This window comes from Pseudomonas sp. PF05, from assembly GCF_056521845.1.
Genome location: NZ_JBWLPW010000003.1, coordinates 175,631 through 188,083, shown reverse-complemented (window position 1 = coordinate 188,083; position 12,453 = coordinate 175,631). Strand labels below are relative to the sequence as shown.

The following is a 12,453-nucleotide window of genomic DNA, read 5'->3' as shown; positions in this document are numbered from 1 at the left end:
ATAAGCGCAATTTGTGCGGTTTGGAAGTGTTGTTGGGTAAATAGTATTACTATATAGTCCAATTCAACGGAGGGATTGTCCTGGCGGTCATTCGCGAGAGAAATCCCCAAGGTTCCATAACAACAACAATCGGAGACCGGTCCCATGAGCCAGGAATTGCGGCTTATTCGCCGCATCACACTCAAACTGATTCCTTTCCTGATCCTGCTGTACCTGATCGCCTACGTGGACCGCTCTGCGGTGGGCTTTGCCAAGCTGCACATGGGGGCCGACCTGGGCATCGGCGACGCCGCCTACGGCCTGGGTGCAGGGCTGTTTTTCATCGGTTATTTCCTGCTGGAGATCCCCAGCAACCTGATGCTGGAACGCTTCGGTGCCCGGCGCTGGTTCGCGCGGATCATGATCACCTGGGGCGCCATCACCATCGGCATGGCGTTCGTGCAAGGCCCGCATAGCTTCTATGTAATGCGCTTTTTGCTGGGCGCGGCCGAAGCCGGGTTCTTCCCGGGCGTGCTGTACTACATCACCCAGTGGTTCCCGGTGCGCCATCGCGGCAAGATCCTGGGGCTGTTCATTCTTTCCCAACCCATCGCCATGATGATCACCGGTCCCGTATCCGGCGGCTTGCTGGGCATGGACGGTGTCCTGGGGCTGCACGGCTGGCAGTGGTTGTTCATCGTCATCGGTATGCCGGCGATCCTGCTGACCTGGCCGGTGCTGCGTTATTTGCCGGACGGTCCGCAACAGGTGAAATGGATGGATCAGACCGAGAAGGACTGGCTGACTGGTGAACTGAAAAAAGACCTTGAGGAATACGGCCAGACCCGTCATGGCAATCCGCTGCACGCCTTGAAGGACAAGCGCGTCCTGCTACTGGCGTTGTTCTATTTGCCGGTCACCCTGAGTATCTACGGGCTGGGCCTGTGGCTGCCCACGTTGATCAAGCAATTTGGCGGAACGGACCTGGTGACCGGTTTCGTGTCCTCGGTGCCCTACATCTTCGGCATCATCGGTTTGCTGATCATTCCTCGCAGTTCCGACCGTTTGAATGATCGCTACGGTCATCTGGCCGTGCTCTATGTGCTAGGGGCCATCGGCCTGTTCCTCAGTGCCTGGCTGTCGGTGCCGGTGTTGCAATTGGCGGCGTTGTGCCTGGTGGCGTTCGCGCTATTTTCCTGCACGGCGGTGTTCTGGACCTTGCCGGGGCGCTTTTTTGCCGGCGCCAGCGCGGCGGCGGGCATTGCGCTGATCAACTCGGTGGGCAACCTGGGCGGCTACATCGGCCCGTTCGTGATCGGTGCGCTGAAGGAGTACACCGGCAACCTGGCCTCGGGGCTGTATTTCCTGTCCTGTGTGATGGTGTTCGGCCTGGTGTTGACCGGCGTGGTCTATCGCCTGCTGGAGCGCAAGCATGTGCTGCCGGCGGACCAGTTCGCGGCCAGCGCGCGAGGGGCAACGCGTACCTGAGGTCACCGCAATCAACTCTGGAGCGAGTTTTTGTGGCGAGAGAGCTTGCTCCCGCTCGACTGCGTGTAGGAGCTGTGTAGGAGCTGAGTAGGAGCTGTCGAGTGAAACGAGGCTGCGATCTTTCCCCAGACACTTGAATCTCAAGCGAAAGATCAAGATCAAGATCAAGATCAAAAGATCGCAGCCTTCGGCAGCTCCTACACCACAAAAGCCTGCTACGCCTATTCAAGTTTTGTTTACAGGGAGAAACCCATGCGTCTAGTTCAGTTCGAATTGAGTAACGGCGAACGCCGCGTCGGTGTGGTCGATGGCGATCGGGTGCGCGAAGTGCAGGGCGCCGGCACCGTGCGCGAGCTGGCGCTGGCGGCTATCGAGGGGGGCGTGAAGCTTGAGCAACAGGTCGACAGCCTGGGCCTGGGGGCGAGCCATGACTACGCCCGGTTGCTCGGTGAGCTGCGCATCCTGCCGCCACTGGACCACCCGGACCCGGCGCACCTGTTGGTCAGCGGCACCGGCCTGACCCACCTGGGCAGCGCCTCGGCCCGGGACAAGATGCACCAGCAGGCCGGCGACGAAGCGGCCATGACCGACACCATGCGCATCTTCAAGTGGGGTGTGGAGGGCGGTAAACCCGAGGCCGGGCAGGCCGGCGTGCAACCGGAGTGGTTCTACAAGGGCGACGGCAGCATCGTTGTCCGTCCGGGCCATCCGTTCCCGTTGCCGCCGTTCGCTGAAGACGCTGGCGAGGAGCCGGAAATCAGCGGCCTGTATGTGATCGGTCACGACGGCAGACCCTATCGGCTGGGCTTTGCCGTGGGCAACGAGTTCTCCGACCACGTGATGGAGCGCAAGAATTACCTGTACCTGGCTCATTCGAAATTGCGCAGTTGCAGCTTTGGCCCGGAACTTCGCGTAGGTGAACTGCCTCAACATCTTTCCGGGACCAGTCGTATCCTGCGCAACGGCGAAGTGCTGTGGCAGAACGAATTCCTCAGCGGCGAGGCGAACATGTGCCACAGCCTCGAAAACCTGGAATTCCACCATTTCAAGTACAGTCAGTTCCTGCGCCCGGGGGACGTCCACGTTCACTTCTTCGGCACCGCGACCCTGTCGTTCGCCGATGGCATCCGCACGCAGCCGGGGGATGTGTTCGAAATCAGCCAGGCTGAATTCGGCGCGCCGCTGGTCAACGGCATTGCCCCGGTAGACGCGGTGTTCAACCCGGGTACTATCGGCACACTTTAAAAGGAGACTTGCGATGAACCAGATCCTTGGCCACAACTACATCGGTGGGGCGCGCAGTGCGGCCGGCCAGACACGTCTGCAAAGCGTCGACGCCAGTACCGGCGAGACCTTGCCCCATGAATTCGTCCAGGCCACGGCAGAAGAAGTCGACGCCGCCGCTAAGGCTGCCGCGACGGCTTATCCGGCCTACCGCAGCCTGAGTGCGGTGCGCCGGGCCGAGTTCCTTGAGGCCATTGCCGATGAACTGGATGCCTTGGGCGATGCGTTCGTGGCCGTGGTCTGCCGTGAAACCGCGTTGCCAGCAGCCAGGATCCAGGGCGAGCGTGGTCGCACCAGCGGGCAGATGCGTTTGTTCGCCAAGGTCCTGCGCCGCGGTGATTTCTACGGTGCGCGCATCGATCGGGCGTTGCCTGAACGCACGCCGTTGCCGCGTCCGGACCTGCGTCAATACCGCATTGGCCTCGGGCCGGTGGCGGTGTTTGGCGCCAGTAACTTCCCCCTGGCGTTTTCCACCGCCGGTGGCGACACGGCGTCGGCCCTGGCGGCCGGTTGCCCGGTGGTGTTCAAGGCCCACAGCGGCCACATGGCGACCGCCGAACACGTGGCCGATGCGATCATCCGCGCGGCTGAAAAGACGGCGATGCCGGCGGGTGTGTTCAACATGATCTACGGCGGTGGCGTTGGTGAATGGCTGGTCAAGCACCCGGCGATCCAGGCCGTGGGTTTCACCGGCTCCCTCAAGGGCGGGCGCGCCCTGTGCGACATGGCGGCCGCGCGGCCGCAGCCGATCCCGGTGTTTGCCGAAATGTCGAGCATCAACCCGGTGATCGTGTTGCCGCAAGCGCTGGAAACCCGCGCCGAGAGCGTCGCTCGCGACCTGACCGCCTCGGTGGTGCAAGGCTGCGGCCAGTTCTGTACCAACCCGGGCCTGGTGATCGGCATTCGTTCGCCGCAGTTCACCGCCTTCACCCAGCAAGTGGCGGCGTTGATCGGCGATCAGGCGCCCCAGACCATGCTCAACGCCGGCACGCTGCAAAGCTACGGCAAGGGTCTGCAGAAGTTGCTGGCTCACCCAGGCATCGAACACTTGGCCGGACGCGAACAGCAGGGCGGCCAGGCCCAGCCGCAGTTGTTCAAGGCCGACGCCAGCCTGCTGATCAACGGTGACGAGGCGCTGCAAGAAGAGGTCTTCGGCCCGACCACGGTGTTTGTCGAAGTCGCGGACCAGGCGCAACTGAGCGCCGCGCTGAACGGCCTGCACGGCCAACTGACGGCAACGATGATCGGCGAGCCAGCGGATTTCGAGCGGTTCAGCGAACTGACGCCGTTGCTGGAGCAGAAGGTCGGCCGCATCCTGCTCAACGGTTATCCGACCGGGGTGGAGGTGTGCGATTCGATGGTGCACGGTGGGCCTTACCCGGCGACGTCCGATGCCCGTGGTACGTCGGTGGGCACCCTGGCGATCGATCGTTTCCTGCGTCCGGTGTGCTTCCAGAACTACCCGGACAGCCTGCTGCCCGAGCCGCTGAAGAATGCCAACCCGTTGGGGCTCTTGCGGTTGGTGGATGGGGTGCCGGGGCGCGAGGCGCTCTGAGGGTTGCGGTGAGGTCGTTATGTTCAAGTTGAATGTAGCGGCCTCATCGCGAGCAAGCTCGCTCCCACAGTTGGATTTTCAGTGAACACCAGTTTTGTATTCACAAAATATCCACTGTGGGAGCTTGCTCGCGATGGCGATCTTCCAGTCGACAGCGCTTTCGAACCTTATGGCCCAAGGCCCACGCCCACATTGGGTTATCATGGCGACTTTCCCAACGACCGACTGATCACCATGACTGCCGTAACCGACCACCTGCTGCATGCCCTCGAATCCTGCGACATGCTTATCATCGACGGGCTGCATGCGTTCGATTTCTCCCTCGACGAACAGGACCAACTGCACGTCGAGTGCATGAACGGTCGTACCCTCGAGCACTGGCGTTTTACGCCGGCGCAGATGCTGGCTGCGACCTTCGATAGAACCCTGAACCACTGGATCATCACCAGCGATTCGGGTGATCACCACTTGGAGTGCGTGGAAGCCACCAGCGGCCACGACGATGAGGACGACGAAGATGAAGATGCGTAGTCTCTGGCCGTTGTTGATGGCCGGCAGCGTGGGCGCCATGGGCGTCCAGGCGGGCACCGATGAACGCCATCAACTGCTGGTGGGTTCCTACACCGCCGGCCAGAGCCAGGGCATCTACCGGATGCAATTCGACAGCCGCACCGGCCAGCTCGATGCCAAGCCGTTGCAAGTGATCAAGACTGACAACCCATCGTGGCTGACCCTTTCCAAGGACATGACCCGGTTGTTCGTGGTCAACGAAAACGGGCCGGGCCAGAAAGACCCGGTGGGCAAGGTCAGCAGCTACGCCATTGACCCGAAGACCCATGAACTGAGCCTGATCAACCAGGTGCAGTCACTGGGTAACGAGCCAACCCATTCCAGCCTGAGTCACGATGGCCAGCATTTGCTGGTCAGTAATTATTCTGTCTTGGAAAACCCGGGTGGTACTTTGGTGGTGCTGCCAGTGGAATCGAACGGCAAGCTGGCTCCGGTTGTGCAGTCGGGCGCTCATCAGCCCAGTCGGGTCAATCCCGAGCGGCAGAAATCGGCTCACGTGCATTCGGTGGTGCCTTCACCGGATGGCAAGTACGTGTTCGCCAACGACCTGGGGGCGGACAAGGTGTTCGTCTATCGCTACGACCCCAAGGCCAATCCCGAGCTACCATTGACACCTGCCGATCCGGCATTCGTGCAATTGCCGCCCGGCAGCGGCCCGCGTCACCTGTTGTTCAGCGCTGATGGCAAGCATGCCTGGCTGACCATGGAAATGAGCGCGCAAGTGGCGGTGTTCGATTATCAGGATGGCCGATTGACCCAGCGTCAACTGGTCGACCTGGCGGCTGGCAAGCCGCAGCCGGGCAGGGCGGCGGCTGCGCTGCATGCGTCCGCGGATGGCAAGTTCCTCTACGTCAGCAACCGGGGCACCACCAACGAAGTGCTGGTGTTCGCCATCGACCCGGCCGCCGGCACGCTCAAAGAGCTGCAGCGGCGCTCGGTCGAAGGCGATCATCCACGGGAGTTCAGCCTCGACCCGAGCGGGAAATTCCTGCTGATTGCCAATCAGAAGAGCAACCAGATCGTGGTGATCGAGCGCGATCCGAAGACCGGCCTGCTGGGTAAAACCGTGCAGAAAATGCCGATGGATGCGCCCAGCGATTTGAAGTTCATCGTCCGTCAATAGACCGCAGGCCCCGTTTTTTGGGGCCTGCGCCGTTGTATCAACGAGACTGATATTCGCAAGTGATGTAAAGCATTTCAACGCAGGACGCCTCGGCGCGTAAGTTTGCTTCACGGCCCAACCGGGCAAGCAAGCCAACTGAATCCGAGGTCTACCGCCATGAATCTGAATCTCTTCTCCGTGATCGCCGCTTCCGCTATCTCTGCCACCGTGGCGCTGCCCGCCAGTGCCAGCGTCGAGATCAGCGACAAGAAAAATCGCACCCAGAGCTACACCGAGAAATACCTGCAACAAAGCGCCAACTTCTATGCGGCACTGGACCACAAGACCCAACACTGAAATCTCGCGCAACGACCGAAGCCTGCGATCTTTTCATCTTCACCGACCCACAGGTGCAAGAGAAAAGATCGCAGGCTTCGCCGTTTCTGGAGAAATCCTGCTGTAATATCACTTGGCCATGTGTTTAAATTTGACGCTGATAAATTGACTCCTTTGCCGATTAAGGACCGACACCATGGCGATGCGTCTGGCGGTGATGCTGCTGTTTCTCTATTCCACGCCGATTGTCTCGGCGGCCCAGCCGGATGCCGGCGAGTTGGAAGTGGCGCGTGAGCGATTATTGAGTTTGCTGAGCGACTGATTGCTTCGATAACAGGGCTGCATAATGCTTTTTTGGCGAGGGAGCTTGCTCCCGCTGGGCCTGTGTAGGAGCTGCCGAAGGCTGCGATCTTTTGATCTTTCGCTTGAGACTCAAGTGTTAGGGGAAAGATCGCAGCCTCGTTTCACTCGACAGCTCCTACACAGCTCCTACACAGCTCCTACGCAGGCCAGCAGGAGTAAATTCCCTCTTCACACTAATGGTTACTTGGCCATGATCGCCACGAACAGCTCGGACTCCAGAAACCTATGCAGCCAGTCCTGTAGCCGAGGGTAGGGCGCCTGGGCAAACCACTCACGGTCGACGTGGGCGAACTGCCGTATGAAGGGCATCACTGCCACGTCGGCCAGGCTCGGGTGATGCGCCGCCAGGAACGGCCGAGTTTCAAGCAAGGCCTCCAGCCTGCGCAGAAAGCTTTCACCCTCGCTGCGGTAATGTTCCTTCGGGTACTCGGGATAGCGTTCGGGGTATTTGTAGCGATTCAAGTGCAGCTTGAACACCTGATCGTTTTCCTCGATCAACGCCGCCGTCAGCGCCTGGCCTTCGGGGTCGTCCCGTAGCCTCCAGTCTTGCGGATCGTGCTGGGCCAAGGCCCAGCGCATGATCTCCAGGCTTTCATCGATCATCCGGCCATCGACCTGCAGCACCGGCACCGTGCCTTTGCTGGAGAGTGCGAGCATCTCGGCTGGCTTGGCCTTCAGGCTGACTTCGACAATCTCCATCTCGACCGCGCTGTAGCGCAAGGCCATGCGCGCCCGCATCGCATAGGGGCAGCGGCGGAAGGAATAGAGCGTGGCGTGGCTCATTTCACCTCCACTGTGCTCAAGCCGTTGCCCTGGCGCCGCACCTGGATCTGCACCGGGATCCGCTCGTGCATTTCCTGCACGTGGGAAATCACCGCGACCTTGCGGCCCTGGGCCTGCAGTCCGTCGAGGGCGTCCATCGCCAGTTGCAGCGACTCGGGGTCGAGGCTGCCGAAGCCTTCGTCGATGAACAGCGATTCGATCTTCAGTGTGCTGGACGCCATCGAGGCCAGGCCCAAGGCCAAGGCGAGGGAGACCAGGAAGGTTTCGCCGCCGGACAATGAATGCACCGAGCGCAGTTCATCGCCCATTTCCGTGTCCATCACCAGCAGCCCGAGCATGCTGCCGCCGCGCTTGAGCCGGTAGCGGCGCACCAGTTGCCGCAGTTGGGCATTGGCGTGATGCACCAGCAAGTCGAGGTTGTAGGCCTGGGCCAGCTTGCGGAAGCGGTCGCCGGTGGCCGAGCCGATCAGGGCGTCGAGGCGTGCCCAGCGCTGGTATTCGGTGTAGGCCTGTTCGATCTGTTGGACCAGGGCCTGGTTGGCGTTCTGCCGGCGCTGGTCGTCGGCTTGTTGGGCGCGCAGTTCGGCGCAGTGTTGTTCGCTGGCGGCGAATTGAGCTTGCAGTTCGGTGAGGGCTTGGGCGAGTTGTTCGGGCGCCAGGTTGCCGTTGTGCTGGGCCTGGTGGTTTTGCAGGCGCTGTTCGCGCTCGGTGAGCAGGACGCGGGCCTGTTCGATGGCTTTTTCGCTGTTGAGCAAGCGCTGGCGCAACTGGCCGACGTGTTGTTCGTCCAGGTCGAGCAGGGTGTCGAGGGCGGCATCGTCCAATTCAGGATGAGTGGTGCGCCATTGCGCGATACCGGTGGCCAGCGTCTGGTGTTCGTGGTCCAGGGCTTGGGCCTGTTCCTGGCGGGCCTTGAGTTCGGCACCCAGTTGTACCAAGTCGTTGCGCAGTTGCTGCAACTGCTGATTGGCCGTCGCCTCGGCATCCCGCGTCTGTTCCAGGCGCTGGTCGAGTTGTTGCTGCCAGTGTTCGGCGCTGGTGTGCTCGCCGAGCAGTTGCGTGAGTTTCTCCTGGCAGGCCTGTTGTTGCTCGTTCAGGGCGCTGAATTGCAGGCGGGCCGCTTCCAGTTGCTGGAGGCGGGTCTGCTGGCGGTCCTGCTCTTTCTCCAGGGTCTGCTGGCGCTGGAGCTGTTCGTCCTGCTCGTCGCGCTGCTGTTGCAGTTGCTCCAGGCGCTGGGCGATCTGCTGGTCGAGCTGCAAGAAGGTTGCGGCGGGCTCGCTGCGCAAGGCCTGCAAGGTGTCGGCGGGCAGCAGGGTGCTGAAGTGGCTCAGTTCCTCGTCCAGGCGCTGACGGTCGCGGGCCAGTTCCTGCTGCTGGTTGCTCAGGTGCTGTGAGGCCTGTTGGCTGGCCGCCTCGGCTTCACGCAGCCGCTGGGCCATGCGCGCAGCGTCCTGCTGCAAGGTCAAAAGGGCGGTCTGCCGTTGTTCGTCCTGGCTGATGCGCAGGCTCAGTTGGCTGTTCTGCTGGGTCAGCCAGGCGTCGCGTTTGTTCGCATCCTGGGCCAGCAGTTGTGCCGACAACGGGTGGGCTTCGAGGCTGGGGGCGAGGCCCTGTTGCTGGCTGGCGAGCTGTTCCTGCTGCTGCTTGAGTTCCTTGAGCTGGGCGATGACCCCGCTGTATTGCGCTCGCAGGTCGATGACTTTTTCATTGAGCAGGTCCACGGCCTTGCGGGCGTTGGCTTCTTCGGTTTCATCAAAACGCCCGAGATTTTCCAGCAAGGCTTCGGGCTGATGATAAGGATGCTCGACGCTGCCACACACCGGGCAGGGCTGCTCGTCCTGTAGCTGTGCGCGCAGTTGCTCGACGCTTTCGCTACGAGCCAGGCGCTGACGCTCGAGCAGCTCGCGGGTGACGGTCAGGGTCTGTTCGGCAATGGTCAGTTCGGCCTTGGCTTCGCCGCCTTCACGCACCAATCGGTCACGTTCCTGCAACGCCTGTTGTTGGCGTTGTTCAAGCTCGGCGCCCCGTTTGTCCAGTTCTTGCTGACTGGCCCACAGCCGGGTCAGCTCTTCGAAGGCGCGCAGTTGCTTGCGGTTGTCTTGCAACAAGGTGCCGAGCAATTGGATCTGTTCGGCCACGGCCTCCGGCTCGGCGCCGGCTTCCTTGTAGAGCACTTCGAGGTCTTGCCGGCGGGTGGCGAGTTCCTCGGCGGCGCGGGCGGCGCCTTGTTCCAGCGTGGCGAGTTCGGCCTGGCCCTGATTCAGGCGATTGCCGATCAGCATCAGTTGTTGCAGGCGATCGCGATAGGCGTTCCAGGCATCGCTCAGCGGGGCCAGGTGTGTGCTTTGTGCAAGCTCGCTGGCGATGCGCTGCAAGCGCTCGGCCACCAGCTTTTGCTGTTCGAGCAAGGTGTCGATGGTGCGCTGGCCTTCGGTGCAGGCCTGTTGCGCCTGTTCCTGGCGCTCGGCGCCCTGGCTGGCGTCCCTGGCGAGGCGGGCCAGGGTGCTTTGCTCTTCAAAAGCCTGGCGCAGCAACGGCGCACTGTCGCTGCTGTGTTGCCGGGCTGTGGCCAGTGCCAGTTGCGCGGCGCCCAGGCCTTTTTCCAGTTCGACCTGCTGTTCATGGAGGTCGATCTGCTGCTGGGTGAGCTGCTGGATCTGCACGATCAAGGGGTCGAGCTGTCGGCCCAGTTCGGCCTGGCGGATGAACTGATGGCGCTGGGGCGCCAGTTGTTCCAGGCGGACGAGTTTCAGGCGCTCGTCGGCCAGGGCGTTCCAATCGGCCTGGGCCTGTTGCAGCTGTTCGGCGGCGCTGGCGTGTTCTTCCTGCAACTGGCCCAAGTCGCGCAGCCAGGTGTGTTGCTGCTCCAGTTGCTTGAGTTGTGCCTGTTGGGCCTTGAGTTGTTGCTGGGCGTCGTTGAAGCGCTGGTCCAGCTCGGCCCGGGCTTCGGGGGCCAGCGGTGTGACGCCGGTGGCCTGGTCCTGCAACTGCCGGTGGCTGTCCTTGGCTTGCTTGGCCTTGTCGAAGGCGCGGCGACCGAGGCGGGTATACAGGGCGGTGTCGGTGAGTTTTTCCAGCAGTTCGCTGCGATCGTTGTCATCGGCCTTGAGGAATGCGCTGAACTCGCTCTGGGCCAGCAGCACGGCCCGGGTGAACTGTTCGAAGTTCAGGCCCAGGGCCGCTTCGAGCTGGGTCTTGTATTCGCCTTTCTGGCTCGCCAGCAGTTGATCGTTGTCCAGGTCCCGCAGGCTCTGGCGGCTGGCTTGCAACTTGCCGCCGGCCTTTTCCCGGGCACGATTGGCTTCCCAGCGGGCCCGGTAGCGGCGTCCGTCGATGCCGCGAAAATCCACTTCGGCATAGCCATCGCCGGTACCACGGCGCAACAACGTGCGCGGATCGCCCGTGGCAATCTCGCCATCGACGTCCGGCACCTTGGCGTCGCGGCCGGTGTTATTGAGGCGTGGCACGGCGCCGAACAGCGCCAGGCACAGGGCGTCGAGCAACGTGCTCTTGCCGGCGCCCGTGGGACCGGTAATGGCGAACAGGCCGGCGCTGGCCAAGGGTTCGGCGGTGAAATCGATTTCGAAAGGCCCGGCCAGGGACGCCAGGTTCTTGAGGCGGATCGCGAGGATCTTCATGGCTGCTCGCTCTCCATCTGCACGTCTTGCAACAGCACGGCAAAGTCCTTGAGGGTCTGTTCGTCCACTTCGTTGCCGTAGGTGTCCTGCCAGGCGCGGCTGAACAACTCCTGCGGGCTGAGTTGATCCAGCTCCACCAGCGCGCTGCCGTCAGCGGCACTGCCGGCGCCGCCGTTGCCGGCGTACTCGGCGGCGATCCGCACCAGGCGTACAGCCTTGCCTTGCAGTGCGGTCTCCACCTGGTGACGCAGGTCCGGCTGCGGTTCATCGAGGCGCACCCGCACTTCCAGCCAGGGTTGACGCTGGACATCGGCCAGCAGATCGATGTCGGGCAAGTCCTTGAGTTGCACCAGGAGATCGGCCAGGGGCAGCGGGCCCAGGCGTTGCAGGTTGACGGCCCGGGGAATCAGGCGTGGCTCGACCTTGACCAGGGTTTCGCCGTCCAGGGTGATGTCGAGAATTTGATGCTGATAGCCGATCTCCGAAAATGACAGCGGGATCGGCGAGCCGCTGTAGCGGATACGTTCTTCGCCGTTGACCTTCTGCGGCTTGTGCAAATGGCCGAGGGCGACGTAGCTGATGCTCGGGCCGAACAGGCTGGCGGGCAGGGCCTCGGCGTTGCCGATGATCAGGCTGCGCTCGGAATCCTCGGACACCGACCCGCCGGCCATGTGCGCATGGCTGATGGCAATCAGCGCCTGGCCTTTCTTGCGCTTGCTGTTGGCCGCGGCGATCAGCCATTCATGTACCTGGCCGATGCCCCGCAAGTAGTCGTCGCCCAGTTGCGCACCGGTGACTTCGGCAGGGCGCAGGAACGGCAGGGCCAGGCACCACGCCTTGACCTTGCCCTTGGCATCGGGCAACGGCAACAACAGGCGCTCGACGTCCAGTTGCCCATCGTCGAGCCACAACACTCGACCCAATGCATGGGTGCGCAGGCGTCGCATCAGCGGCGCAGGCAATTCGATACGCGAGCCGGAGTCGTGATTACCGGCGATCATCACGATGGTCAGGTTGGCGTTTTGTTCATGGGCGCTGACGATGAAATCGTACAGCCGTTCCTGGGCTTTGACCGGCGGGTTGACGGTGTCGAAGATGTCGCCGGCGATCAGCAGCACGTCGGGTTTTTCGTGGGTCAGTTGACGCAGCAGCCAGTCGAGGAAACAGGCGTGTTCGAAATCACGTTCCTGGCCGTGAAGGTTTTGCCCCAGGTGCCAGTCGGAGGTGTGAAACAGACGCAAGGCAAACTCCAGAAAACAGATGATGGCCGCGGTGAAAAGGAGGGCGGCTAAAAGAAGGAGAGTTTACTGGGAAACAGGGCTGAGGACTTGTTCAACTTCGCTGGATCTATCGAA

General features: G+C 62.1%; 10 protein-coding genes. 7 read left to right on the top strand and 3 right to left on the bottom strand.

The window, feature by feature from the left end:
* The first annotated feature begins 144 nt into the window (after positions 1-144).
* The 7 genes from AC09SL_RS08465 (at position 145) to AC09SL_RS08435 (ending at position 6,636) form a co-directional block, all read left to right on the top strand.
* Positions 145-1,467, top strand: a complete 1,323-nt coding sequence (locus AC09SL_RS08465) for an MFS transporter (protein ID WP_058544584.1) — start codon at positions 145-147, stop codon at positions 1,465-1,467.
* 252 nt (positions 1,468-1,719) lie between these two features.
* Positions 1,720-2,712 carry an AraD1 family protein gene (araD1, locus tag AC09SL_RS08460; RefSeq protein ID WP_058544585.1) on the top strand — a complete coding sequence of 331 codons (993 nt, stop codon included), beginning with the start codon at positions 1,720-1,722 and terminating at the stop codon, positions 2,710-2,712.
* Between the two features lie 13 nt (positions 2,713-2,725).
* Positions 2,726-4,306, top strand: a complete 1,581-nt coding sequence (locus AC09SL_RS08455; protein WP_058544586.1) for an aldehyde dehydrogenase (NADP(+)) — start codon at positions 2,726-2,728, stop codon at positions 4,304-4,306.
* Between the two features lie 234 nt (positions 4,307-4,540).
* Positions 4,541-4,837 (top strand): DUF5629 family protein, encoded by a 297-nt coding sequence (locus AC09SL_RS08450; protein ID WP_058544592.1) that lies wholly within the window; start codon positions 4,541-4,543, stop codon positions 4,835-4,837.
* On the top strand, positions 4,824-5,999 hold the full coding sequence (locus tag AC09SL_RS08445) for a lactonase family protein (RefSeq protein WP_058544587.1): 1,176 nt from the start codon (positions 4,824-4,826) through the stop codon (positions 5,997-5,999). The genes AC09SL_RS08450 and AC09SL_RS08445 overlap by 14 nt, the downstream gene beginning before the upstream one ends.
* A gap of 156 nt (positions 6,000-6,155) precedes the next feature.
* A complete protein-coding gene (locus AC09SL_RS08440; protein ID WP_003202673.1) occupies positions 6,156-6,335 on the top strand; it encodes a hypothetical protein in 180 nt (59 codons plus the stop codon).
* A gap of 175 nt (positions 6,336-6,510) precedes the next feature.
* Positions 6,511-6,636, top strand: a complete 126-nt coding sequence (locus tag AC09SL_RS08435; protein WP_256587218.1) for a hypothetical protein — start codon at positions 6,511-6,513, stop codon at positions 6,634-6,636.
* A 221-nt stretch (positions 6,637-6,857) separates the two neighbouring features.
* Here AC09SL_RS08435 and AC09SL_RS08430 read toward each other — a convergent pair whose 3' ends face one another.
* From AC09SL_RS08430 to AC09SL_RS08420, 3 genes are read right to left on the bottom strand one after another with little or no spacing between them, the layout of a single operon-like run.
* Positions 6,858-7,460: a glutathione S-transferase gene (locus tag AC09SL_RS08430; RefSeq protein WP_058544588.1), complete on the bottom strand. Its 603-nt coding sequence runs from the start codon at positions 7,458-7,460 to the stop codon at positions 6,858-6,860.
* A complete protein-coding gene (locus AC09SL_RS08425; RefSeq protein ID WP_058544589.1) occupies positions 7,457-11,098 on the bottom strand; it encodes an AAA family ATPase in 3,642 nt (1,213 codons plus the stop codon). The genes AC09SL_RS08430 and AC09SL_RS08425 overlap by 4 nt, the downstream gene beginning before the upstream one ends.
* The gene (locus tag AC09SL_RS08420; protein ID WP_058544590.1) at positions 11,095-12,339 is read right to left on the bottom strand and encodes an exonuclease SbcCD subunit D C-terminal domain-containing protein; all 1,245 of its coding nucleotides are present in this window, start codon (positions 12,337-12,339) and stop codon (positions 11,095-11,097) included. Before AC09SL_RS08420 ends, AC09SL_RS08425 begins: the two co-directional genes overlap by 4 nt.
* Between the last annotated feature and the right edge of the window lie 114 nt (positions 12,340-12,453).